The sequence below is a fragment of the Ruegeria sp. BHSC037 genome (assembly GCF_059613045.1).
Genome location: NZ_JBXWRT010000006.1, coordinates 140998 through 166096, shown reverse-complemented (window position 1 = coordinate 166096; position 25099 = coordinate 140998). Strand labels below are relative to the sequence as shown.

22 protein-coding genes are annotated in these 25099 nt (G+C 63.4%); 11 read left to right on the top strand and 11 right to left on the bottom strand.

The window, feature by feature from the left end:
* Window positions 1-151: 151 nt before the first annotated feature.
* From AC2FMN_RS08095 to aat, 4 genes are all read left to right on the top strand, one after another.
* Window positions 152-688, top strand: a complete 537-nt coding sequence (locus AC2FMN_RS08095; RefSeq protein WP_149777010.1) for a LuxR C-terminal-related transcriptional regulator — start codon at window positions 152-154, stop codon at window positions 686-688.
* A 139-nt stretch (window positions 689-827) separates the two neighbouring features.
* Entirely contained in the window at window positions 828-1331 is a 504-nt protein-coding gene (gene accB, locus AC2FMN_RS08090) for an acetyl-CoA carboxylase biotin carboxyl carrier protein (protein WP_496687329.1), read from the top strand.
* A 9-nt stretch (window positions 1332-1340) separates the two neighbouring features.
* Window positions 1341-2690: an acetyl-CoA carboxylase biotin carboxylase subunit gene (gene accC / locus AC2FMN_RS08085; protein WP_496678473.1), complete on the top strand. Its 1350-nt coding sequence runs from the start codon at window positions 1341-1343 to the stop codon at window positions 2688-2690.
* Between the two features lie 51 nt (window positions 2691-2741).
* Window positions 2742-3374 carry a leucyl/phenylalanyl-tRNA--protein transferase gene (aat, locus tag AC2FMN_RS08080; protein ID WP_496687327.1) on the top strand — a complete coding sequence of 211 codons (633 nt, stop codon included), beginning with the start codon at window positions 2742-2744 and terminating at the stop codon, window positions 3372-3374.
* Here aat and AC2FMN_RS08075 read toward each other — a convergent pair.
* The 6 genes from AC2FMN_RS08075 to AC2FMN_RS08050 form a co-directional block, all read right to left on the bottom strand.
* A complete protein-coding gene (locus AC2FMN_RS08075; protein WP_149777006.1) occupies window positions 3338-3697 on the bottom strand; it encodes a DUF2155 domain-containing protein in 360 nt (119 codons plus the stop codon). The genes aat and AC2FMN_RS08075 overlap by 37 nt on opposite strands.
* A complete protein-coding gene (gene mlaD / locus AC2FMN_RS08070) occupies window positions 3694-4146 on the bottom strand; it encodes an outer membrane lipid asymmetry maintenance protein MlaD (RefSeq protein WP_496678477.1) in 453 nt (150 codons plus the stop codon). The genes AC2FMN_RS08075 and mlaD overlap by 4 nt, the downstream gene beginning before the upstream one ends.
* An 11-nt stretch (window positions 4147-4157) precedes the next feature.
* Window positions 4158-4541, bottom strand: a complete 384-nt coding sequence (locus tag AC2FMN_RS08065; protein ID WP_496678479.1) for an NADH:ubiquinone oxidoreductase subunit NDUFA12 — start codon at window positions 4539-4541, stop codon at window positions 4158-4160.
* Window positions 4542-4620: 79 nt separating this feature from the next.
* Window positions 4621-4983, bottom strand: a complete 363-nt coding sequence (locus tag AC2FMN_RS08060; protein WP_496687325.1) for a RidA family protein — start codon at window positions 4981-4983, stop codon at window positions 4621-4623.
* Window positions 4984-5046: 63 nt separating this feature from the next.
* Window positions 5047-6315, bottom strand: coding sequence for an ATP-dependent Clp protease ATP-binding subunit ClpX (clpX, locus tag AC2FMN_RS08055; RefSeq protein WP_496687323.1), 1269 nt, complete (start codon window positions 6313-6315; stop codon window positions 5047-5049).
* Between the two features lie 134 nt (window positions 6316-6449).
* Window positions 6450-7082 carry an ATP-dependent Clp protease proteolytic subunit gene (locus AC2FMN_RS08050; protein ID WP_149777001.1) on the bottom strand — a complete coding sequence of 211 codons (633 nt, stop codon included), beginning with the start codon at window positions 7080-7082 and terminating at the stop codon, window positions 6450-6452.
* A gap of 326 nt (window positions 7083-7408) precedes the next feature.
* On the opposite strand from AC2FMN_RS08050, the gene AC2FMN_RS08045 reads away from it, so the two are divergent.
* Window positions 7409-7744: an ArsR/SmtB family transcription factor gene (locus AC2FMN_RS08045; protein WP_496678485.1), complete on the top strand. Its 336-nt coding sequence runs from the start codon at window positions 7409-7411 to the stop codon at window positions 7742-7744.
* A gap of 557 nt (window positions 7745-8301) precedes the next feature.
* On the opposite strand, the gene AC2FMN_RS08040 is transcribed toward AC2FMN_RS08045, so the two are convergent.
* Complete coding sequence (locus AC2FMN_RS08040; protein ID WP_496687321.1) at window positions 8302-10584, bottom strand: adenosylcobalamin-dependent ribonucleoside-diphosphate reductase; 2283 nt, start codon at window positions 10582-10584, stop codon at window positions 8302-8304.
* Between the two features lie 455 nt (window positions 10585-11039).
* Between AC2FMN_RS08040 and AC2FMN_RS08035 the strand changes: the two genes are divergently transcribed.
* Entirely contained in the window at window positions 11040-11471 is a 432-nt protein-coding gene (locus tag AC2FMN_RS08035) for a DUF1489 family protein (RefSeq protein ID WP_496687320.1), read from the top strand.
* 2 nt (window positions 11472-11473) lie between these two features.
* Here AC2FMN_RS08035 and hisG read toward each other — a convergent pair whose 3' ends face one another.
* From hisG to hisS, 3 genes are read right to left on the bottom strand one after another with little or no spacing between them, the layout of a single operon-like run.
* Window positions 11474-12163 (bottom strand): ATP phosphoribosyltransferase, encoded by a 690-nt coding sequence (hisG, locus tag AC2FMN_RS08030; protein WP_496687319.1) that lies wholly within the window; start codon window positions 12161-12163, stop codon window positions 11474-11476.
* The gene (locus AC2FMN_RS08025; RefSeq protein WP_496687318.1) at window positions 12160-13248 is read right to left on the bottom strand and encodes an ATP phosphoribosyltransferase regulatory subunit; all 1089 of its coding nucleotides are present in this window, start codon (window positions 13246-13248) and stop codon (window positions 12160-12162) included. Before AC2FMN_RS08025 ends, hisG begins: the two co-directional genes overlap by 4 nt.
* Before the next feature lie 3 nt (window positions 13249-13251).
* Complete coding sequence (gene hisS, locus AC2FMN_RS08020; RefSeq protein ID WP_496687317.1) at window positions 13252-14739, bottom strand: histidine--tRNA ligase; 1488 nt, start codon at window positions 14737-14739, stop codon at window positions 13252-13254.
* 128 nt (window positions 14740-14867) lie between these two features.
* Here hisS and AC2FMN_RS08015 point away from each other — a divergent pair, with 128 nt between their 5' ends.
* Window positions 14868-15062: a SlyX family protein gene (locus tag AC2FMN_RS08015; protein ID WP_093964614.1), complete on the top strand. Its 195-nt coding sequence runs from the start codon at window positions 14868-14870 to the stop codon at window positions 15060-15062.
* A 7-nt stretch (window positions 15063-15069) separates the two neighbouring features.
* Here AC2FMN_RS08015 and dnaE read toward each other — a convergent pair whose 3' ends face one another.
* Complete coding sequence (dnaE, locus tag AC2FMN_RS08010; protein ID WP_496687315.1) at window positions 15070-18570, bottom strand: DNA polymerase III subunit alpha; 3501 nt, start codon at window positions 18568-18570, stop codon at window positions 15070-15072.
* Between the two features lie 343 nt (window positions 18571-18913).
* Here dnaE and xdhA point away from each other — a divergent pair, with 343 nt between their 5' ends.
* The 4 genes from xdhA to AC2FMN_RS07990 are packed head-to-tail and all read left to right on the top strand — an operon-like array spanning window position 18914 to window position 25063.
* Window positions 18914-20275 carry a xanthine dehydrogenase small subunit gene (xdhA, locus tag AC2FMN_RS08005; protein ID WP_496687314.1) on the top strand — a complete coding sequence of 454 codons (1362 nt, stop codon included), beginning with the start codon at window positions 18914-18916 and terminating at the stop codon, window positions 20273-20275.
* Window positions 20272-22614: a xanthine dehydrogenase molybdopterin binding subunit gene (gene xdhB, locus AC2FMN_RS08000; protein ID WP_496687312.1), complete on the top strand. Its 2343-nt coding sequence runs from the start codon at window positions 20272-20274 to the stop codon at window positions 22612-22614. Before xdhA ends, xdhB begins: the two co-directional genes overlap by 4 nt.
* On the top strand, window positions 22614-23549 hold the full coding sequence (xdhC, locus tag AC2FMN_RS07995; protein ID WP_496687311.1) for a xanthine dehydrogenase accessory protein XdhC: 936 nt from the start codon (window positions 22614-22616) through the stop codon (window positions 23547-23549). The genes xdhB and xdhC overlap by 1 nt, the downstream gene beginning before the upstream one ends.
* The gene (locus AC2FMN_RS07990; RefSeq protein ID WP_496687309.1) at window positions 23546-25063 is read left to right on the top strand and encodes an ABC transporter ATP-binding protein; all 1518 of its coding nucleotides are present in this window, start codon (window positions 23546-23548) and stop codon (window positions 25061-25063) included. Before xdhC ends, AC2FMN_RS07990 begins: the two co-directional genes overlap by 4 nt.
* The last annotated feature ends 36 nt before the right edge of the window (window positions 25064-25099 follow it).

Below are 25099 nucleotides of genomic sequence, written 5' to 3'. Positions count from 1 at the left end.
CAGGTTTTGCTGATACCTGCCTTGATTTAAAGGGGTTACGCGAGTGTTTTCAAACCTGATTTACAGGATTTACTCAATTCCTGCCGAAGTCTTGCGACGCGTGGGCAACTCTCTCCTTCAATTCGGCCGAAAATCCCGCCACCATACCGGCATGAGCGATCCCGCATTCGAATATGCGCCCATCGGCCTGGTCGAACTTGAGAACCGGATCATCCGGCGCTGCAACCTGCAATTCGCCCGCACCTTCGGCGGCGAGGAGACCGACTATCGGAACATGCCGTTGCTGCATCTCTACCCTTCGGTCGCCGATTGGGAGAGGATAGGCGCCCGCAGCCTGCAGGTGATGCGCGACACGGGATATTACTCCGATGAGCGGGTGATGCGTCGCCGCAATGGCGACCTGTTCTGGTGCCGGGCACGCGGGCGCTCGCTGACGCCCGACGACCCGTTTCGCCATGGAATCTGGAGCTTTTCCGACATTTCCGAAGAGCGCCCACTGGTCGAGCTGACCAAGCGCGAACGCGAGGTTGCCATCCTGTCGTGCCGCGGCCTGTCGGCCAAGGAGATCGGCGCCGAACTTGGGCTCAGCTACCGCACCATCGAGGCCTATCGCGCTCGGCTTCTGGAAAAGTTCGGCGCCCGCAAGCTGCCTGAATTGGTGGCCAAGCTATCGGGCACCCCACTTTAGCCGACGCTGTGCTGGCGTTTCATGGCCGAACCCAGCCCAGACTGCGCTTTTCATGGCCGTCGCGTTGCCCTATAACGCAGCGTAATTGAGCAAAGCCCGCGCAGACAGACGGGCCATAGGGGAACCTTCGAGGACACTCATGACAGATACCAGACACGAAGCGGATGTGGCGTTCATCAAGGCATTGGCTGAATTGCTGCGCGAAAACGATCTGACGGAACTGCAGGTCAAACGGGAATATGGCGAGGAAGACAGCCTGAACGTGCGCGTCAGCCGTGTCGCTCCGGCGCCCGCGGCACCGGTTCAGGTGGCGGTACCGGCCGCTGCCCCGGCGGCGCCCGCTGCTCCGGCGGCACCGGCCGCCGCCCCGGCCGAGGCCGCCACTCCGGCCGACGATCCGGCCAGCCACCCCGGTGCCGTCACCTCGCCCATGGTCGGCACCGTCTACATGCAGCCCGAACCGGGCGCGGCCCCGTTCGTGACCGTGGGCGCATCGGTTTCCGAAGGCGACACGCTGCTGATCGTCGAGGCGATGAAGACTATGAACCACATCCACGCCCCCAAGTCGGGCACCGTCAAACGCATTTTGGTCGCCGACGGCGACGCGGTGGAGTTCGGCACACCTCTGGTCATCATCGAGTAAGGCGGGCCCATGTTCGACAAGATCCTGATTGCCAACCGAGGCGAGATCGCCCTGCGTGTGATCCGTGCCGCGCGCGAGATGGGGATTGCGACGGTCGCGGTGCATTCGACCGCCGACAGCGACGCCATGCATGTGCGCATGGCCGACGAATCCGTCTGCATCGGCCCGGCACCCAGCCCGCAAAGCTATCTATCCATTCCCGCCATCATCTCGGCTTGCGAGATCACCGGCGCGCAGGCGATCCATCCCGGCTATGGCTTCCTCTCTGAAAACGCCGATTTCGTGCAGATCGTCGAAGACCACGGCATCACCTTCATTGGCCCCACTGCGGAACACATCCGCATCATGGGCGACAAGATCACCGCCAAGGATACGATGAAGGAACTGGGCGTGCCTTGCGTGCCCGGCTCGGACGGAGGTGTGCCCGATCTGGCCACGGCCAAGCGGATCGGTGAAGAAATCGGCTATCCGGTCATCATCAAGGCCACCGCCGGCGGCGGCGGGCGCGGAATGAAGGTTGCCCAGACCGCCGACGAGATGGAAAGCGCGTTCATGACCGCACGGGCCGAGGGCAAGGCTGCCTTCGGCAATGACGAGGTCTATATCGAGAAATACCTGACGACGCCCCGCCACATCGAGATCCAGGTCTTTGGCGATGGCAAGGGCAACGCGGTCCATCTGGGCGAGCGCGACTGCTCGCTGCAGCGGCGCCACCAGAAGGTGTTCGAAGAGGCCCCAGGCCCCTGCATCACCCCCGAGGAGCGCGCGCGCATCGGCAAGATCTGCGCCGAGGCAGTTGCCAAGATCAACTATATCGGCGCCGGTACGATCGAGTTCCTCTATGAGAACGGCGAGTTCTATTTCATCGAGATGAACACCCGCCTGCAGGTGGAACACCCCGTGACCGAGGCCATCTTCGGCGTCGATCTGGTGCGCGAGCAAATCCTTGTAGCCGCGGGCGAGCCCATGTCCTTCGGTCAGGACGACCTCAAGATCAACGGCCATGCAATCGAGGTGCGGATCAACGCGGAAAAACTGCCCAACTTCTCGCCTTGCCCGGGCAAGATCACGGCCTACCACGCGCCGGGCGGCTTGGGTGTGCGGATGGATTCAGCCCTGTATGACGGGTACTCGATCCCGCCCTACTACGACTCTCTGATCGGCAAGCTGATCGTGCACGGCCGCGACCGCCCCGAAGCCCTGGCGCGCCTGAACCGGGCCCTGGGCGAACTGATCGTGGACGGCATCGACACCACCATTCCGCTGTTCCGCGCCCTGCTGCAAGAGCCCGACATCCACAGCGGCGACTACAACATCCACTGGCTGGAGCACTGGCTTGCGGAGAACATGTCCCAGTAATTCAGGCCGCCCGGAGAAATGCTCTCCGGGCGCCTTTCGCTCGGGCTCCGCATGAGCCTGACGCCCGACCTTCTGCTGCATGGCTATTCCGTCGGCATCTTCCCGATGGCCGAGCATCGAAACGATCCGGAGCTTTTCTGGGTCGATCCTCGGCTGCGCGGCGTGTTCCCTCTGGACGGGTTCCATATTTCGCGCAGCCTGCGTCGACGCATCCGCAACTGTGGCTTCTCCGTCACCGTCAACCGCGATTTCCAGGCCGTCGTGGACGGCTGCGCCGACCGGGCCGACACCTGGATCAACGGCCAACTCCGCCGCCTGTATGCGCAGCTGCACGAGACGGGCCACGCCCATTCACTGGAATTGTGGGAGGGCGACACTTTGGTCGGCGGTGTTTTCGGTGTGACGCTGGGGGCGGCCTTCTTCGGGGAAAGCATGTTCTCACGCCGCAGGGACGCATCAAAAATCGCACTGGCCTATCTGGTCGACCGACTGCGCCAGACAGGGTTTCAGCTGTTCGACACGCAATTCCTGACCGCGCACCTGGCGTCATTGGGGGCGATTGAGGTTCCCCGGCACGAATATCGCAGGCTTCTGGATCAGGCCACCGCCGGCAGCGCTGATTTCACCGCACCGCTGTCACAAACGCCTCAGGGCGTGATACAGCGGATCACCCAGACGTCGTAACGGGAATGGTCCAAGGCGTTCAGCGCGGGCGACGTCGCGATCATCCAGCCATCGAACAGCTGTTCGGCCTCGCCCTTTTCCCAGATCGTCAGAAAGGCAAAGGCGTCGCCGGTCGGGTTCTCGGTCGGATACCGGCAATCCCCCAGCGCCACATCCAGCCCGAAGATCGAGGCCGTCTCGCCGGGTTTCATCTGCACGTCGACAGTCTGGCCATTGACCTTGTCCAGCCCACGCAGCAGAGCCCCGGCCCCTGAGGTGACCTTCTGCTGTGCCTGGGCCGCGCCGGCCGCCAGCAGCACAAACAGGGCCGCACGCATCATCATTCGGCGCTGTCCCCGGCCACGAACTTGACCAGCAACGAGATCAGACTGACCGCGCCCTGCGTGTCCTCGATCTGATCGCCGGGCTCGAAATAGAACGGCGAACCACCGGGCATGACTTCGACGAAGTTGCCACCCAGAAGGCCCTCGGACGAGATCACGATGGCGCTGTCATCGGGGATCTGAATGTCATCAGCCACCGAGATGGTGGTATCGGCGCGGTAGGTTTCCGCGTTCAGCTTGACGTTCGTGACCGTACCGATCTTGACCCCGGCCAGCCGTACATCGGTGCCCACGCCAACCCCTTCTAGCGACCGGAACGAGGCGCCCAGTTCATAGCCAGAGGTATCCTGAGACCAGCCGGTCGACTGGCTGGCATAAACGCCAAAGCCGATGGCGAAGGCCAGCACGACGCCGCCGACCAGAACTTCGGTCATGTTGTGGGTCGACATCTATGCCTCGCTTATTCCGGGCGCCATGCCTCGTAATCCTTGCGCTCCACCGGTTCGGGGCGGCGCAGGGATCCGGCCGGCACATAGGCCATCGGCGTGCCTGTCAGGTTTTCCTGATGCGGTTTCTCCCACGACTTGTGGCGTAGCGGTTTTTCGGTGGGCGGCTCGTCCCATGTCCGGTGCAGCCAGCCATGCCATTCTGGATCGATTCGGCTGGCTTCGGCCTCGCCGTTGAAGATCACCCAGCGCTGGCTGTCATCCGCATTGCGATAGAACACGTTGCCCTGATCGTCCTCGCCAACCTTGATCCCCTTGCGCGCGGTGTAGATCTGGGTGTTCAGGGTTGCTCCGTTCCACCAGGTCACGGCCCGCAATAGAGTGTTCAGGATTCCCATCGGCTGCCTCCGGCATTTCTGTCCCCGCAGATATGGACCAAACCCACGCAGAGGTCCAGTGCCACAAAGACCGCACCCATCATGTCGGCAGCAAGGCCGTCACCTCGATTTCGATCCGGTATTTCGGGTCGATCAGGCCACATTCGATCATCGTGGCCGCCGGCGGGTTTGGCCCGAAGGTGTCGGCAAGAATGGGCCAGCAGGGCGCGAACTCGGTGCGGTCCGGCAGCATGTAGGTCACGCGGACCACGTCGGCAAACGATGCTCCGGCCTCGGACAGCGCCTTGCCGATGACCTCCAGGGCCGAGCGGCATTGATCGACAACGTCATCGCCCTGCCCCACGGTACCGGCCACATGCACCCAGCCGCCGGCGACCACGGCCCGGCAATAGCCGACCTTCGCCTCGAACTCGCCCCCCGAGGAAATTCGCCGAATCGTCATTTTGCCCTCATACGAAAACGGCGCGGACAATGCCGCGCCGCAGGTTTTCCAATTTCACGTGGATCAGCCTGCCGATACCGTTTCCGGCTCGGCGTCGGCATAGATGATCAGCGGCTGCGCGTCCGAGGTCACCGCCTCTTCGTTCACGACCACCTTGGTCACGTTCTTCATGCCCGGCAGTTCGAACATCGTGTCCAGCAGGATGTCTTCCAGAATCGAGCGCAAACCTCGCGCACCCGTCTTGCGCTCGATCGCCTTCTTGGCGATTGCCTTCAGCGCGTCGTCGGTAAAGTCCAGCTCGACGTTTTCCAGCTCGAACAGGCGCTGATACTGCTTGACCAGCGCGTTCTTGGGCTTGGTCAGGATAGTGACCAGAGCGTCCTCGTCCAGATCCTCGAGCGTGGCCAGAACCGGCAAACGGCCGACGAATTCCGGGATCAGACCGAATTTCAGCAGATCCTCGGGTTCCAGATCTTGGAAGATCTCGCCCACGCCGCGTTCGTCATTGTCGCGCACATCGGCGCCAAAGCCCATGGCCGAACCCTTGCCACGCTGCGCGATGATCTTGTCGAGGCCCGCGAATGCGCCGCCGCAGATGAACAGGATATTGGTGGTGTCCACCTGCAGGAATTCCTGCTGCGGGTGCTTGCGGCCGCCCTGCGGCGGCACGCTGGCCACGGTGCCTTCCATCAGTTTCAGCAGCGCCTGCTGCACGCCCTCGCCCGAAACGTCTCGGGTAATCGAGGGGTTTTCCGACTTGCGGGTGATCTTGTCGACCTCGTCGATATAGACGATGCCGCGCTGCGCGCGTTCGACATTGTATTCGCTGGCTTGCAGCAGTTTGAGGATGATGTTCTCGACATCCTCGCCCACGTAACCGGCCTCGGTCAGCGTGGTCGCGTCGGCCATGGTAAACGGAACGTCCAGAATCCGCGCCAGAGTCTGCGCCAGAAGGGTCTTACCGCAGCCCGTCGGGCCGATCAGCAGGATGTTCGACTTGGCCAGTTCGATGTCACTGCCGGCCTTCTGCGCGTGGTTCAGGCGTTTGTAGTGGTTGTGCACCGCTACCGACAGCACGCGCTTAGCCCGTGCCTGGCCGATGACATAATCGTCCAGAACCTCGCAGATATCTTTGGGCGTCGGAACGCCGTCGGTGGATTTCAGCCCGCTGGCCTTGGTTTCCTCGCGGATGATGTCCATGCACAGTTCGACGCATTCATCGCAGATGAATACGGTCGGACCAGCAATCAGCTTGCGCACCTCGTGCTGGCTCTTGCCGCAGAAGCTGCAATAGAGCGTGTTCTTGCTGTCACCGCCTGAATTCGTCGCCATGATCTACCTTTCGGGCTTCATCCCTGCGGCCCCGTGCGGACCGCGCTTGCCACCTTGGACCGAGCTTAGGCCAGCGCCAAGGCAGCTACAATCTCAAAATCGTACCCCGCACCTGTGGGTGCGGGGTTTCCGCATCACGCTTCGTCGGGCTCGGCCTTCGTCCGGCTTTCGACGATTTCATCGATGTGGCCCCATTCCTTGGCCTCTTCCGGGCTCATGAAATTGTCACGATCCAGCGCCTTTTCAATGGTCTTTTTCGACTGTCCGGTATGCTTGGCATAGATATCGTACAGGCGATCCTTCAGCTTTTGCGTCTCGGCCGCGTGAATCATGATGTCGCTGGCCTGACCCTGATAGCCGCCGCTGGGCTGGTGCACCATGATGCGGCTGTTGGGCAGCGCAAAACGCATCCCCTTCTCGCCCCCGGCCAGCAGAACCGACCCCATCGAGGCTGCCTGGCCGATCACCAGGGTCGAACATTTCGGCTTGATGTACTGCATTGTGTCGTAGATGGCCAACCCGCTGGTCACCACGCCACCTGGCGAGTTGATGTAGATCGAGATTTCCTTGTTCGGATTCTCGGCCTCGAGGTGCAGCAGCTGCGCGACGATCAGATGACTCATCCCGTCGTGGATCGGGCCATTGATGAACACGATCCGCTCCTTGAGAAGGCGCGAGAAGATGTCATAGGCGCGCTCTCCGCGGCTGGTCTGCTCGACGACCATCGGGACGAGCGTGTTCATGTAGGTGTCAACTGGATCGAACATTCGGAACCTGCCTGATTTGCTATGGACCGGGACCATACCCGGAAAGACGTTACACGAGTCTTAGTGTCGGCGCCGAGGGGCTGCAAGGGGTCAGCCGCGCCAGAGTTCGCGATGCGGACATGACCGCCAATCTACGTTGCCCGTATGCCATCCTCTGCAATCCGCGCAACAGGCCGAACTGCCCAGGCTGCTTGTGCTCGCATTACAAGATTGCGAAGCGTTCTTGTGGAAATTCCCGATTACTAAGTGTAAAGGACCGCCAGCAATACCCATGGAGCCTTGGGCACGCCGCCCTCGTCGAGTTACAGTCAAAAAGGTCAAACAGGATGACGCTTCCCAAGCTTTCTTCGGACATGTCCAACGAAGAAATGGACCGCATGGCAGAAAACGCGGCCCGTGCGGCGAGTTTTCTGAAAGCCATAAGCCACGAAGGGCGGCTGATGATCCTGTGCCATTTGGCCTCGGGCGAGAAATCCGTGACCGAACTCGAAGAACTGCTGTCCGCACGACAAGCCGCCGTGTCCCAGCAACTGGCGCGTCTGCGCTTCGAGGGGCTGGTGGTTCCCCGCCGCGAGGGGAAAGCCATTTACTATAGCCTGGCCGACGACCGTCCGCGCAAGATGATCGAAACGGTGTACGAGTTGTTCTGCTCGGACCAATGATTGATGCCGAAACCGGCATTCGATCAGGATCCCCGCCGCGAAAGATGCTTGTGCAGAGAGGTGGTTCGGTTTGTTTGAACCGTTTCGTAGGTTGGTTTTCCGCTCGGTTATGCCGCCGCGATTGGTGACGACGGGTTGAGATATGCCTGATCGGGTGTCTGCATTTCCAACGATGAATGCGGTCTCCGCGTGTTGTAAAATATCAGGTACCGGTGACCCTCCCCCAAAGAAGTGATCCGCCGTTATGTTTAGGAAAACGGAGAATCGGCAAGGCAACGGGGAGACACAAGCCGGAAGAAATTGTCACGGTGTGAGGGGACCGTGGCCCGAGTGGGGCCGCGCAAGCCCCAATCACACGGCAGGTTGAGGTGCTTGTCGGCCATTCTCAAGCAACCGAGGTGGCGGGTTCAAGAAAATTCAGCATAATGACCACACACACATTGGCACCCGGGCCTGAAACTGAAAAATGGATACCAAATGCTAGGAAGAAGGTCATTTAGACGCGCCAAATGGCCAAAATTTTCTGGTTATTTCACCTCAACTCCGGCCTTCCCCCATCAACCACATTTTGAATGACCGCAGCTTGCGCAGGTCATGCAGCCTTCGATCATGCGCATCTCATACTGACCGCAGGACGGGCAGGCCTTGCCGCGGGGAGCGTCCATATTGACCACCTGCGCCTGCGGGTCGGATTTCAGTCCCATCCCTTCCCCCTCAAGGAACCCGATCGCAATCATGTGTTGCTCGATCACGCCACCGATCGCCGCCAGGATCGAGGGGATGTACTTGCCCTGCACCCAGGCCCCGCCGCGCGGGTCGAACACGGCCTTCAGTTCCTCGACCACAAAGGACACGTCGCCACCGCGTCGGAACACGGCCGAGATCATCCGGGTCAGGGCCAGCGTCCAGGCGTAATGCTCCATGTTCTTCGAGTTGATGAACACCTCGAACGGACGCCGCCGACCACCGATGACGATGTCGTTGATCGTCAAATAGATCGCGTGCTCGCTATCGGGCCATTTCAGCTTGTAGGTCGACCCTTCCAGCGACTGCGGCCGGTCCAGCGGTTCGGACATGTAGATGACATCGCCGCCATCCACCTCGTGCGGCGCATCCGCGCTTTCACCTGGCACCTTGTCGTCGCTTTCCGAAACGGTCAGCACCGAACCTGTCACGTCGTTCGGGCGATAGGTCGTGCAGCCTTTGCAGCCCCGATCCCAGGCTTGCATGTACACGTCCTTGAAAGCATCGAACGCGATGTCCTCGGGGCAGTTGATCGTCTTCGAGATCGAGCTGTCGATCCATTTCTGCGCGGCAGCCTGCATCTTGACATGCTCGGCCGGGGTCAGGGTCTGGGCGTTCACGAAATAGTCGGGCAGTTCGACGTCGCCGAACTTGTCGCGCCACATCTGAACGGCATAGTCCACCACCTCTTCCTCGGTGCGCGAGCCGTCCTTCTGCAGCACCTTGCGGGTGTAGGCATAGGCAAAGACCGGCTCGATCCCCGACGACACATTGCCCGCATACAGAGAGATCGTCCCCGTCGGCGCGATCGAGGTCAGCAAAGCGTTGCGGATGCCGTGTTCGCGGATTGCCTCGCGGACATCGTCATCCATCTGCTGCATGGTGCCGCTGGCCAGGTATTTCTCGGCATCGAACAGGGGAAAGGCCCCTTTTTCCTTGGCCAAGTCCACCGACGCCAGATACGCGGCACGGGCGATCGCGTGCAACCAGCGCTCGGTCTGACGCGCCGCCTCGTCCGAGCCATAGCGCAGGCCCAGCATCAACAGCGCATCCGCAAGCCCGGTCACGCCCAGACCGATACGACGCTTGGCCTGCGCCTCGGCGGCCTGCTGCGGCAGCGGGAATTTCGAGGCATCCACCACGTTGTCCATCATGCGAACGGCCGTGGCGACAAGCTCCTGCAATGCCGCCTCGTCCAGACGGGCGGCGTCTTCGAACGGTGCTGACACCAGCCGCGCTAGGTTGATCGAACCCAACAGACAGGCGCCATAAGGCGGCAGTGGCTGCTCTCCGCACGGGTTGGTGGCGGCGATGGTCTCGCAATAGCTCAGGTTGTTGGCCTGGTTGATCCGGTCGATGAAGATCACGCCCGGCTCGGCATAGTCATAGGTGGCCTGCATGATCTTGTTCCACAGGTCGCGGGCCTGAACCGTGTGATAGACCTTGCCGTCAAAGACCAGATCCCACGAGGCATCGGCCTTGACCGCGTCCATGAAAGCATCCGTCACCAGAACCGACATGTTGAACATGCGCAGGCGGGCCGGGTCGGATTTGGCGGTGATGAACTGTTCGATATCCGGATGGTCGCAGCGCATGGTCGCCATCATCGCGCCCCGGCGCGAGCCCGCCGACATAATGGTGCGGCACATGGCATCCCACACATCCATGAACGACAGCGGCCCCGAGGCATCGGCGGCCACCCCGTGCACATCCGCGCCGCGCGGCCGGATGGTCGAGAAATCATAGCCGATCCCCCCGCCCTGCTGCATGGTCAGCGCAGCCTCTTTCAGCATGTCGAAGATACCGCCCATGCTGTCGGGGATCGTGCCCATGACGAAACAATTGAACAGGGTCACCTGCCGCGCGGTGCCTGCTCCGGCTGTGATCCGCCCGGCGGGCAGGTATTTGAAATCCTCAAGCGCTTCATAGAACTTCTGTTCCCAGTGCGCGGGGTCCTTTTCCACCCGTGCCAGATCGCGCGCAATCCGCCGCCACGTATCTTCGACCGACTTGTCGATCGGCGTGCCATCCGCTTTCTTGAAGCGGTATTTCATGTCCCATATCTGCTCGGCGATGGGGGCGGCAAAGCGGCTCATAAGAGTTCCTATACGTTGTGCTGGGCTAGTGGAGCCTCACCATATATGACATTCAACATGCCATTCCAGCAAAAATGGTTGGGGCTTTGCCGATTGACCATTTGCCGTTTGATAGGCAGAATCAGATAGATTCTATCTTGACCCTTTCGGGAACAGGATAGGTGGTGGAGATGGAGGGTCTCGAACCCTCGGGGCGTCGGCTGGGAAGACCTCACCCCGCACCATGCCATCCCCAACTGATTGGCGCCCCGTTTATTCGGGGTGCCAGCATCTTCAGCCTATCGGTCTGTTTGTGGTTCCCCCTGTTCGCTTGATTGCCGCATTGATTCTGATTCCCTGTATTGAAAGAGGCACCCAGAATAGACGCTGCCCCCTGCAAACCACAACAGCTTGATAGCGCGCAAAGGTAAGCTACAATATAAAGGTAGTCCATTGGACGACTCTGTGGGAAAGCTGTGGATAAGTACATCAACCTCGTGAAACTCTCGGTCGGGTCCGAGAGCGTGGACAGCCTGATCGCCTGGCAGGACAGCTATCGCCGGCGCTTTGCGGACGGCCTGCCCCGCCACATCACCCGCATGTGGCCCAAGCGGGAAGCCGAGATTCTGAACGGCGGGTCGATCTTCTGGGTCATCAAGGGTGTCATCCAGTGCCGCCAGCGCATCTTGCGGCTGGACGAGGTGACGGGTGAGGATGGCATCCGCCGCTGCGCCATCGTGCTGGACCCGCAGGTCCACCGCACCCAGGGCGCGCAGAAACGGCCGTTTCAGGGATGGCGGTATCTGAAACCCGAGGACAGCCCCGCAGGCCTGCCCGAAAGCCGCGCGCAGGACGACGCCCTGCCCGAGGATCTGAACCGCGCGCTGGCCGAGATCGGCGTGCTCTGACCTCAGCCCAGACGGCGCAACACTTCTGCCAGGGCGGCCTTTTCCGCGGCGCCGTACTCCGCAACCCGGCTGCGCCACAAAGTGGCCTGCGATTGCAGGATCAACCCATCTGACAGTATCTTGAGGTGGTTGGCGCGCAGGGTCTCACCGGTCGAGGTGATGTCGGCGATCGCCTCGGCGGTTTCGTTCATCACCGTGCCCTCGGTCGCCCCCTGGCTGTCGACCAGCGTATAATCGGCAACCCCGAAATCGGTCAGGAACTCTCGTACCAGACGGTGGTATTTGGTGGCGATCCGCAGGCGGTGCCCGTGCGTGGCCCGAAAGGCGGCGGCGGCGGCGTCCAGGTCATCCAGCGTCTCGACATCGACCCAGCAGGCCGGAACCGCGATCACCAGATCGGCCTGGCCAAAGCCCAGCGGTGCGATTTCTTCGACCTGCTGTTCCCAGCGTGGCAGTTTCTCGTGCACCAGATCGGTGCCGGTCACACCCAGATGAATACGGCCAGCGGCCAGTTCGCGCGGGATCTCTCCGGCCGACAGCAGGATCAGCGAGACATCCTCGATCCCGTCCACCTTGCCGGCATATTCCCGGTCGGACCCGGCGCGCGACAGCTCGATCCCGTGGCGGGCGAACCAGGCAAAGGTTTTCTCCATCAGCCGCCCCTTGGACGGCACGCCCAGCTTAAGGGTCATTGGCCCGCCTCCTCGATTTCCAGCATCAGGTCGGGGCGCAGCACGCCCCCCACGGCCGGGATCTCAGCCCCGTTGCCCAGCCGCCGCGTCAGCGCGTCATAGCGCCCGCCGGTGGCGATGGGCGGCAGGTCGGGGCGGCGCTCGGCGTAGAAGCCGAAAACGAACCCGTCGTAATATTCCATCGAGGTGCGCCCATACGAGGCCTCGAAATCCAGCTTGCCGACATCGACGCCACGCGCTTGCAGGGCGGCGATCCGCGCCTCGAGCCGGTCCAGCGCGGGGGTGATCTGGGGCAGATCGACCGCGATGTCGCGCAGATGCTCCAGCGCATAGGGCATGGTCTCGCGCACGCCCAGCAGCGCGTCCAGCCCGGCCATCTCCGTGTCTGAAATCGGCGGTGTGTCGCGGTCGGCGCGCAGGGCGTCGATGCGGGCGGCGATCTCGGCCGGTCGGCGCTTGCCGATCATCGGCGCGTCGCATGCCATCGGGTCGGCCGCAGCGAGCAACGCGGCGCGGTGGTCCGGCTCGGGCTTGCGGCCCGCGAACCGGTCCAGCAGAGCCCGGAACCGACGCGGTCGCCACAGATGGCGCATCAGCGCAGCCTTGCGTTGGTCGGAGGTGCGCAGGCCTTGTACTGCAGCGGTCAGAATGCCGATGTCACCGGTCGCCGCGCGCAGCGGCAGGCCCCGCAATTGCAGGGCAAACAGCGAGAACACCTCGGCATCGGCGCCTGCCGGATCGTCGCGGTCAAAGACCTCGTAGCCAACCTGGATGTATTCATTGGCGCGGTCGGGGTCGTGTTCCTGACGGCGGAACACCTCGCCCGAATAGGTATACCGCGCCGGTTCGGCCCCGTCGCGCATGTGCATCTGCACCACCGGCAGGGTGAAATCCGGGCGCAGCATCTGTTCGCCACGCAGCGCGTCCGAGGTGACATAGGCGCGCGCGCGGATATCCTCGCCATAAAGGTCCAGCAGCGTCTCGGCCGATTGCAGCAGCGGCGTGTCGACGACCTGCGCCCCGGCGGCCTCGAAACGCACGCGCATCATCGCGGCCCGGACCTGGATCTGGGATCGGTTGGGCATGGCTCAGTCCTGACTGTCCAGCATCTCGCGCACCTTGGCGACCAGATCGCCGCGCGGTACCTCGAACTGGCTGGGGCGCTCCTTCCATTCCTCAAGCGTGGCGCTCTCGGCGATCTTGGCGCCCAGGATCAGGTCCTTGATCTGAACAACGCCGCGGTCCTTCTCGTCCCCGCCCTCGATCACCGCGACGGGCGAGTTCCGCTTGTCCGCGTATTTCAGTTGATTGCCGAAATTCTTGGGGTTGCCCAGGTAGACCTCGGCTCGGATGCCGGCATTGCGCAGTTCGGCCACCATCGCCTGATAGTCGGCCATGCGGTCCCGGTCCATCACGGTCACGACGACCGGCCCGGTGTCATGTGACTTGATCCGCCCTTTCTCGCGCAGCGCGGCCAGCAACCGGTCGACCCCGATCGATACACCGGTCGCGGGCACTTCCTGCCCGGTGAAGCGCTTGACCAGATCATCATAGCGCCCGCCGCCTGCGACGGAACCAAATTGCCGCTTGCGACCCTTTTCATCGAAGATCTCGAAGGTCAGCTCGGCCTCGTAGACCGGACCGGTGTAGTATCCCAGCCCTCGCACGACCGAGGGGTCGATCTGGATGCGATCGGCGCCATAGCCTCCCGCAGCCAGCAATTCGCCGATCTGCTCCAGCTCGGAGATGCCTTCAGCGCCGATCTTGCTGTCACCCACGGCCGCGCTCAGGTTGGCCAGCGTTCCGGCGGCGTCATCGGCTTTCGAGGTCAGGAAGGCGATCACCGGCTCGGCCTGATCGTTGGACAGACCCACGCCCTCGATAAACGCGCCCGAGGCGTCCAGCCGACCCTTGGTCAGCAACTCGCGCACGCCCTGCTCGCCCACCTTGTCAAACTTGTCGATGGTGCGCAGAACGTCATCGCGCGCCGCCGCGTCCGCGCCCAAGCCCATGGCCTCGAGCACGCCGTTGAGGACCTTGCGGTTGTTGACCCGCACCAGATAGTCGCCGCGCGGGATGCCCACGGTCTCCAGCGTGTCAGAGAGCATGGCGCAGATTTCGGCATCGGCGGCCATGCTGGCCGTTCCCACAGTATCCGCATCACACTGATAGAACTGGCGATATCGCCCCGGACCCGGCTTTTCGTTGCGCCAGACCGGACCCATCGCATAGCGGCGATAGGGCGTGGGCAAGTCGTTGCGATGTTGGGCATAGACCCGGGCCAGCGGCGCGGTCAGGTCATAACGCAGCGCCATCCAGTCGCCGTTGCCGCCCTCGTCAAACTCCTGCCAGGCAAAAACGCCTTCGTTCGGGCGATCGACGTCGGGCAGGAACTTGCCCAGCGCTTCGACCGTTTCCACGGCGCTGCTTTCCAGCGCATCAAACCCATAGCGATGATAGACGTCCGCAATCGTCCGCAGCATCTCGGTGCGCTGCGTGACTTCCTGGCCGAAATAGTCGCGGAACCCTTTCGGCGTGACGGCCTTGGGGCGGGGCTGTTTCTTGGGCTTGGCCATGTGGGGCGTCCTTGGGATTTCATCACTTGCGCGCGCGGTCTATCCCATGGTCTGGGTCGGGGCAAGCCAGCGCTGGCATTGCGTGCGCCACAGCGGTATGACCGCACCAGATCACAGGAGCCCCAGCGATGCAGCATCTGGAAGAGAAAATCGCCCACCTGACCCGCACCGTGGATGACCTGAGCATGGTCGTCGCCAAGCAGCAGGACGAGATCGATCGCCTGACCCGCCACGTCGCGATGCTGATGCAGCGTGAAGCCGAACGCGCGCAGGAGGGGTCCGGCGGGGTCATTCTGGGCGACGAACGCCCGCCGCATTACTGAAGGTGCGTCAGACCTCCTGCACGTCCATCACGCCATCGAGCGATTTGATCGCACCCTTGATCTGCGGGTTGATGGGGAAATCCTGCCCCAGATCCATCTCGACTTCGCCCGGCAGGCCCGGGTCCATCAGGCACAGGTGAACCGGCCCCTTCGCGGCATTTCGGGCCGCCCCCGCCGCGTCCTGCAAAACCCGTGCCACGGTGGACACCACCTGCGGCTGATCGACGAAGATGCGCAGACCCGTTGCCCCGGCCTCGGCCACCACCGAATCCGCCGGACCGACCGAGCGCGCCAGCAGCTTCAGCTGGTCGGCCTCCATCGTGGCTTCGGCCGTCAGCACGACCTGCGCGCCGGTTTCCAGATACTCGCGTGATTTCTCCAAGGTTTCCGAGAACAGCGTCACCTCGTATGCCCCCGTCGGGTCGGACAGCTGGGCAAAGGCGAACCGATTGCCCTTGGCCGATTTCCGTTCCTGTCGTCCGGCGACCACACCGGCCATCTTGGCGATCAACGGACCCGAGCGTGCCTTTTCGGTGACCTCGTCCAGCGTCATCACCTGCTTGCGTTTCAGGGCGGGCATGTAGTCGTCCAGCGGGTGGCCGGAGAGGTAGAAGCCGATGGCCTTGAACTCCTCGCTCAGGCGTTCCGCGGGCAGCCAGTCTGGCGATTTCGACAGGCGCGGTTCGGGCAGATCGTCGCCCGCCTCGCCGAACAGTGAGACCTGGTTCGAATTCTTCTGCTCGTGGATCGCCGCCGAATACTGCACCAGCTGTTCGAGGCTTTCGAACACCCGGCGGCGGTTCTTGTCCAGTTCGTCGAAGGCCCCCGCGCGGGCCAGCATCTCCAGCGGTCGTTTGCCGACCTTCTTCAGGTCGACCCGGCGGGCGAAGTCAAAGAGGTTGACGAAAGGCTTGTCGCCCCGCCCCTGCACCACGAGGTTCATCGCCTCGACACCCACGTTTTTCAGCGCGCCCAGAGCATATACCAGCTGGCCATCCACCACGTCGAAGGTCGCCAGCGAGCGGTTCACGCAGGGCGGCACGTAAGGCAGGCCCAGCCCCTTGCGGACCTCTTCGAAATACACCGCCAGCTTGTCGGTCAGGTGGATATCGCAGTTCATGACGCCGGCCATGAACTCGACCGGGTGGTTCGCCTTGAGCCAGCCGGTCTGGTAGCTGACCACCGCATAGGCCGCCGCGTGGGATTTGTTGAAGCCGTAGTTGGCGAATTTCTCCAGCAGGTCGAACACCTCGGAGGCCTTCTTGGCGCCCACGCCGTTCTTGGCCGCGCCGGCCTCGAATTTCGGGCGTTCGGCGTCCATCGCCTCTTTGATCTTCTTGCCCATCGCGCGGCGCAGCAGGTCGGCGCCGCCAAGGGAATAGCCCGCCATGACCTGCGCGATCTGCATCACCTGTTCCTGGTAGACGATGATGCCTTGGGTTTCTTCCAGGATGTGGTCGATCAGCGGGTGAACGGATTGGATCTGGCGCTGGCCGTTCTTGACCTCGCAATAGGTGGGGATGTTCTCCATCGGGCCGGGGCGGTAGAGCGCCACAAGGGCCACGATGTCCTCGATGCAGGTGGGTTTCATGCGCTTGAGCGCGTCCATCATGCCCGAGCTTTCAACCTGGAACACCGCCACGGTCTTGGCCGCGGAATAGAGCTTGTAGGTGGCCGGATCGTCCAGCGGGATCGCGTTGATCTCGTTCACCGCGCCTTCGGGCGGATCATAGAGCTGCCTCCCGTCGGCGGCGATGTGCAGGTCGCGGCCCGACTTGCGGATCAGGTCCACCGCGTTCTGGATCACGGTCAGGGTTTTCAGGCCCAGAAAGTCAAATTTGACCAGACCGGCCTGTTCCACCCATTTCATGTTGAACTGGGTCGCGGGCATGTCCGAGCGCGGATCCTGGTAGAGCGGCACCAGCTCGTCCAGCGGCCGGTCGCCGATCACCACCCCGGCGGCGTGGGTCGAGGCGTTGCGCAACAGCCCCTCGACCTGCTGGCCGTAAGTCAGAAGGCGGTCCACCACCTCTTCGTTGCGGGCCTCTTCGCGCAGGCGGGGTTCGTCCTTGAGCGCCTTTTCGATCGACACCGGCTTGACCCCTTCGACCGGGATCATCTTGGACAGGCGGTCCACCTGGCCGTAGGGCATCTGCAGCACCCGCCCGATGTCGCGCACCGCGGCCTTGGACAAGAGCGCGCCGAAGGTGATGATCTGGCCTACCTTGTCGCGGCCGTATTTCTGCTGAACGTAGCGGATCACCTCTTCGCGGCGGTCCATGCAGAAGTCGATGTCAAAGTCGGGCATCGAGACCCGCTCGGGGTTCAGGAAGCGTTCGAACAGCAGGCTGTAGCGCAGCGGGTCAAGGTCGGTGATCGTCAGCGCATAGGCCACCAGCGAGCCCGCGCCCGACCCCCGCCCCGGCCCGACCGGAATGTTGTGCTCCTTGGCCCACTTGATGAAGTCGGCAACGATCAGGAAGTAGCCGGGGAACCCCATGCTTTCGATGATGCCCAGTTCGAAATCCAGACGCTTCTGGTATTCCTCGGGCGGGACGGCATGGGGGATCACCGCCAGACGTTTCTGCAGCCCCTCGTTGGCCTGACGCCGCAGTTCCTCGACCTCGTCATCGGCGAATTTCGGCAGGATCGGGTTGCGCTTGTAGGCCATGAAGGCGCAGCGCTTGGCGATCTCGACCGTATTCTCGATCGCTTCGGGCAGGTCGGCGAAGAGCGTGGCCATTTCCTGCGGTGACTTGAAATAGTGCTGCGCGGTCAGGCGGCGGCGGCCCTCCTGCTGGTCGACATAGGCGCCCTCGGCGATGCAGATCAGGGCGTCATGGGCCTCGTACATGTCCGAGGTCGGGAAATAGACGTCATTGGTGGCCACCAGCGGCAGGTTCTTGGCATAGGCCATTTCCACGTGGCCGCGCTCGGTCAGGCGTTCGGCCTCGGGCTGGCCATCCTCGCCGGGGTGGCGTTGCAGTTCGATATACAGGCGATCGGGGAACATCGCGGCCAGCCGGTCCACCAGCGCCTCGGCGGCCGGGCGCTGGCCCTGCTGCAACAGGCGGCCCACGGGGCCGTCCGGGCCGCCGGTCAGGCAGATCAGGCCCGCCGAATGGCGCTGAAGTTCTTCCAGAGTAACCTGCGGCAGCTGCCCGCCCTTGTCCACATAGAGGCACGAGCTGAGCTTCATCAGGTTCTCATACCCGGTCTCGGACTGGGCCAGCAGCACCACGGGCGCAGGCAGCGTCGGCTTGTCGCCCGGCTGTGCGGTCACATAACTGAGGTCCACCTGGCAGCCGATGATCGGCTGGATTCCCGCGCCGCTGGCGGTGACGGAAAACTCCAGCGCGCAGAACATGTTGTTGGTATCGGTGACCGCAACGGCGGGCATGTCCATCTGCTCGCACAGACCGGGCAGCTTTTTCAGCCGCACAGCGCCTTCCAGCAGGGAATATTCGGTATGAACACGGAGGTGGATGAATCGTGGAGAACTGCTCATGAGCGCAGGCTATCCCACTCGGCGCGCGGGCAAAAGACAGAAGGATACCGGCGGGTTGCTCAAACAATAATCAGCGATTATTCGGGTTTTTCAGAAGGTGCTTCACTTGAGATCGGGGAGTAATGGCAAAAAGGTGTTTTGTTTCAAAGTCGTGCCCGGATCAGGCGGTCGATACACCTGTCAAGACGAATAGGAATGGTGCACTCCAGGGGCGGTTTTTCTTGCCAGCCGTCCGGCGCTGTTTCTAACATCTTTCGGCAAGCTACAAGCCCGCTTCTTTCTCTACGTCGCATCGAGAGAGGGCACCCATGGGCGCAACGGGGTAACGCGACGGGTTTCTAGAATGAACATCACGTTTCTTCTGAACGGAGAGACTGTGGAGCTGGCGGATGTCGATCCGACGGCCACATTGCTGGATTGGCTGCGCGAGGACCGCGGCCTGACAGGCACGAAGGAAGGCTGCAACGAGGGCGACTGCGGCGCCTGCACCGTGATGGTGACGGATGAGGGCGGCGCCAAGGCGCTGAATGCCTGCATCCTGTTTCTACCGCAGCTGCATGGCAAGGCGGTGCGCACTGTCGAAGGCACGAGCGGGCCGGATGGCCAGATGCACCCGGTTCAGCAGGCGATGGTCGAGCATCACGGCTCGCAATGCGGCTTCTGCACGCCGGGTTTCGTGATGTCTATGGTGGCCAGCCATGCGAATGGCGCGACCGATCACGACACGCAACTGGCCGGCAACCTGTGCCGCTGCACCGGCTATGCCCCGATCATCCGCGCGGCAAAGGCCGTCGAAGACCAGCCGGTGCCGGTCTGGGTGAGGGAAACGCCGGTGGCGGTCGAGCCCGCATCGCCGATGATGCCGCGCTCGTCCGACGAGCTGGCCGAGGTCTATGCCGCCCATCCCGAGGCGACTCTGGTGGCCGGCGCCACTGATGTGGGCCTGTGGGTGACCAAGCAGTTGCGCGATCTGTACCCGGTGATCTTTCTGGGCGGGTGCGACGATCTGAAGGAGATCTCGATCACCGAAGACGAGGTCCGCATCGGTGCGATGGTGGACATGAACCGCATGGGCGCGGCGATGGCCGATCTGCACCCCTCCTATGCTGAGATGATACGGCGATACGCCAGCGTTCAGGTGCGCCATGCGGCCACGGTGGGCGGCAACATCGCCAACGGCTCGCCCATCGGGGACAACCCGCCCGCGCTGATCGCGCTGGGGGCGACGCTGCATCTGCGCAAAGGGGACGCGCGGCGGTCGATCCCGCTGGAGGATTTCTTTGTCGATTACGGCCAGCAGGACCGCGCGCCCGGCGAGTTCGTCGAGGCGGTCAGCTTTGCCCGTCAATCGGACCGGCTGAAATGCTACAAGCTGAGCAAGCGGTTCGATCAGGATATCTCGGCCGTGTGTGGCTGTTTCAACGTCACCGTTTCGGATGGCGTCGTGGCGCAGGCGCGCATCGCCTTCGGTGGCATGGCGGGCATTCCGAAGCGGGCCGCGGCGGTCGAGGCCGCCTTGGTCGGCAAGGCGTGGACGCATGAGACCGTTCAGGCCGCGCTGCCGGCGTTTGACGGGGATTTCACCCCGCTGACCGACATGCGCGCCTCGGCCGAATACCGGCTGGAGACGGCCAAGGCGATGCTGGAGCGGTATTTCGCAGAGGATCAGGGCGAGTTGGTCAACGTGCTGGAGGTGTCGGCATGAGCGTGACCAAGCCCCTGCCCCATGACGCAGCACCTCTGCATGTGTCGGGAACCGCGCGTTACGTGGATGACATTCCGACGCCCAAAGGCACGCTGCACCTGGCCTTTGGGTTCAGCCCGATCGCCAAGGGCCGGATCACGGCGATGGACCTGTCGGCGGTAAAGGCCGCCGAGGGCGTCGTGATGGTGATGACCGCCGAGGACCTGCCCTTTGCCAATGACGTCTCGCCCTCGGTCCATGACGAGCCGCTGCTGGCGGACGGGACGGTGAACTATGTGGGCCAGCCTGTGTTTCTGGTCGTCGCCACCAGCCATCTGGCGGCGCGCAAGGCCGCGCGGCTGGGCAGGATCGACTATGCCGAGGAAACGCCGATCCTGACCATCGAGGAGGCCTTGGCCGCGGACAGCCGGTTCGAGGACGGCCCCCGGATCTACGCCAAGGGCGACGCCGACGCCGCCATCGCGCAGGCGTCGCATGTGATCGAAGGCACGTTCGAGATCGGCGGGCAGGAGCATTTCTACCTGGAAGGTCAGGCCGCGCTGGCGGTGCCGAACGAGGGCGGGGACATGCTGGTGCATTCCTCGACCCAGCACCCGACCGAGATCCAGCACAAGGTGGCCGAGGCGCTGGGTGTTCCTATGAACGCCGTGCGGGTCGAGACCCGGCGGATGGGCGGCGGCTTTGGCGGCAAGGAAAGTCAGGGTAATGCGCTGGCCGTGGCCTGCGCCATCGCGGCGCGGGCGACCGGGCGGGCCTGCAAGATGCGCTATGACCGCGACGACGACATGATCATCACCGGCAAGCGGCATGCCTTCCGCATCAGCTATAGGGCCGGGTTCGATGCGGAGGGGCGCATTCAGGGTGTCTCGTTCAAGCATTACGCCATCTGCGGCTGGGCGCAGGACCTATCGCTGCCAGTGGCCGACCGGGCGATGCTGCATGCCGACAACGCCTATCTGTTGCCCAACGCGCGGATCGAGAGCCATCGGCTGAAGACCAACACCCAATCGGCGACGGCGTTTCGCGGCTTTGGCGGACCGCAGGGCATGGTGGGGATTGAGCGGGTGATGGATCACGCAGCGCATGTGCTGGGGCTGGACCCGGTCGAGCTGCGGTCGCGCAATTACTATGCGGCTCCGGACGCGGGGGGCGCTGCCCCCCGGCCTGCGGCCTCCCCCCGGAGTATTTCCGAAAAGATGAAGGGGAATACCACGCCCTATGGGCAGGTGGTCGAGGATTTCGAGCTGCACGGGATGACCGAGGCCCTGCTGGCGTCGAGCGACTATGCCGCGCGCAAGGCGGCGGTTGCGGCTTGGAATGCCGAGAACCGCTTGGTCAAGAAGGGCATCGCCTTTTCGCCGGTGAAATTCGGGATTTCCTTTACGCTGACCCATCTGAACCAGGCCGGGGCGCTGGTGCATGTGTATCAGGATGGCTCGGTGCATCTGAACCATGGCGGCACCGAGATGGGCCAGGGGCTGTTTCAGAAAGTGGCGCAGGTGGCGGCCGCGCGTTTCGGTATTCCTCTGGAGATGGTGAAGATCACGGCGACCGATACCGCGAAGGTGCCGAATACTTCGGCCACGGCGGCGTCGTCGGGCAGCGATCTGAACGGGATGGCCGTTAAGGCCGCCTGCGACACGATCCGCGACCGGATGGCCGCCTATCTGGGCCAGCGGCATCAGGCCGACCCATCGGCGGTCGTCTTTGCCGATGGCCGGGTTACCGTGGGCGAGGAAAGCTACAGCTTTGCCGAGGCGGCGGCGCTGGCCTATCAGGGGCGCGTCAGCCTGTCGGCGACCGGGTTCTACAAGACGCCCAAGATCGAGTGGGACCGGATCAAGGGTCAGGGGCGTCCGTTCTATTATTTTGCCTATGGCGCGGCGGTGACCGAGGTGGCGGTGGACACCCTGACCGGGGAAAACCGGATTCTGCGGGCGGATATCCTGCATGATGCCGGCGCCTCGCTGAACCCGGCGCTGGATATCGGGCAGGTCGAGGGCGGCTATGTGCAGGGCGCGGGCTGGCTGACGACCGAGGAACTGGTGTGGGACGACAAGGGCCGGCTGCGCACCCATGCGCCATCGACCTACAAGATCCCCGCCTGTTCGGACCGGCCGGGCGTGTTCAACGTGGCGCTTTGGGATGGCGCGAACCGCGAGGACACGATCTATCGCTCGAAGGCGGTGGGCGAGCCTCCCTTCATGCTGGGAATTTCGGCCTGGCTGGCGCTGTCGAATGCCGTTGCGGCCTGTGGCGATGGATACCCGGGTCTGAACGCTCCGGCCACCGCCGAAGAAGTCTGGCGGTGTATCCGAAAGCTGCGCGGAGGACACTGATGGGTTTCGATCGGGAGGCATTGAGGGAGGCGGTAGAAAAACACGGCAAGGTGACACGCGTGGTCATCGCCGCGATACGCGGGTCGTCCCCGCGCGAGGTCGGCGCCGCGATGCTGGTTTGGGACGGCGGGCAGGCGGGCACGATCGGCGGCGGCACGCTCGAGTTTCAGGCGGCCGAGGCGGCCCGGGGCCAGCAAGACCGGTCCCGCCTATCCCGACATGCGCTGGGGCCGGACCTTGGGCAATGCTGCGGCGGCGCCGTCACGCTGCTGAGCGAGGTCTATGACGCGGAAGCTGTCGCGCAGCTGGACCGCGAGGTGATCGCCCGCCCCGTCACGGATGCTCCGATGCCGCTTTCGGTGAAACGGCTGCTGGCACAGGCCCGCAACCAGGGCCAGCGCCCCGAGCCCCAACTGATCGACGGCTGGATGATCGAACCGGTGCACAGCCCCCTCAGCCAGCTGTGGATCTGGGGGGCCGGACATGTCGGGCGGGCGCTGGTCGGTGTGATGGCCCCCCTGCCCGATCTGGCGATCACCTGGGTGGACACCGCGCCCGACCGTTTTCCCGAGATGGTTCCGCCGGGTGTTACCGCAGTGCCGGCAGCCAATCCGGCGGATCTGGTGCACCACGCTCCGCCAGATGCCGAGCACCTGGTGCTGACATATTCACACAATCTGGACTTTGAACTGTGCAACCGGCTGCTTTGGCATGATTTCCGCTTTGCGGGGCTGATCGGCTCGGCTACGAAATGGGCGCGATTCCGTTCGCGCCTTGCCGCGCTGGGGCATTCACCGGCGCAGATCAGCCGGATCACCTGCCCCATCGGGGACCCGGCCCTGGGCAAGCACCCGCAGATGATCGCAATCGGTGTGGCGGCACATATCCTGCGCCCCGCCCGGCAGAATGACTTGAAGAAGGACCAGAGCGCGTGACCACTCCACTTCTGAGCCTGCAGGGACTGACTAAGGCCTATCCCGGCGTCGTGGCCAATGACCATGTGTCCTTCGACATAGCGGAAGGCGAAGTCCATGCCCTGCTGGGCGAGAACGGCGCCGGCAAGTCCACTCTGGTCAAGATGATCTATGGGCTGGTCAAGCCCGACAGCGGCACGATGCTGATGCGCGGCCAGCCCTACGTCCCAAGCGAACCGCGCGCGGCGCGCGCCGACGGCGTCGCGATGGTGTTCCAGCATTTCTCACTGTTCGACGCGCTGAACGTGGCCGAGAACATCGCCTTGGGCATGGAAAACCCGCCTCCCATGGGCGACCTAGCTGCGCGTATTCGCGAAGTTTCGGAAAATTACGGCCTGCCGCTCGACCCGTACCGGACCGTGGGCGACCTGTCCGCGGGCGAACGCCAGCGGGTCGAGATCATCCGCTGCCTGTTGCAGGACCCCAAGCTGCTGATCATGGACGAACCCACCTCGGTTCTGACACCGCAAGAGGTGGAAATCCTGTTCGAGACGCTGAAAAAGCTGCGCTCGGAGGGTACCTCGATCCTGTACATCTCGCACAAGCTCGAAGAAATCCGCACGCTGTGCGACCACGCCACCATCCTGCGGCTGGGCAAGAATGTGGGCGAATGCGTACCGTCCGAGACCTCGGCCCGCGACATGGCCGAACTGATGGTTGGCTCGGCCTTGCAGACCCCGGAACGCGCGGGGCGCGCGTTCGGCCCGGTGGCGCTGGATGTGACCGGCCTGTCGGTGCCGTCTCCGTCCGAGTTCGGCACGGCGCTAAAAAACGTGCACCTGACCGTGCGCAAGGGCGAGGTTCTGGGCATCGGCGGCGTCGCCGGCAACGGGCAGGACGAGTTGCTGGGTGCGCTGTCGGGCGAAATCCTGACCACGGCCGACGCCATCAAATTCAACGGCCAGCCCATCGGCCGGCTGGGGCCCACTGCACGGCGCGAGCTTGGCGTACTGACCGCGCCCGAGGAACGTCTGGGCCATGCGGCGGCACCGGACATGAGTCTGACCGAGAACGCCCTGTTGACCGGGTCGGTGCGGGAAAACCTTGAAACCCGGGGCTTTCTGAAATGGAGCGAAGCCCGGGATTTCGCCGAGCGGATCATCAAAACCTTCGACGTCCGCACGCCCGGCCCTGAGAACGCCGCGCGGTCGCTGTCGGGCGGCAACCTGCAGAAATTCGTGATCGGCCGCGAGGTGCTGCAAAACCCCGAGGTTCTGGTGGTGAACCAGCCGACCTGGGGGGTCGATGCCGCCGCAGCCGCCGCGATCCGTCAGGCTATTCTGGACCTTGCGGCCCAGGGCACGGCTGTGGTTTGCATCAGCCAGGACCTGGACGAGTTGATGGAGATCTCGGACAGTTTCGCCGCGCTGAACGAGGGGCGACTAAGCGCGCCGCGGCCCACGGCCAACCTGAGCGTCGAAGAGATCGGCCTGATGATGGGCGGCGCGCATGGCATGGAGGTGGCGCATGTATAGGCCTCGGCGCGGCTTTCGACCGGCGCACATCAACAA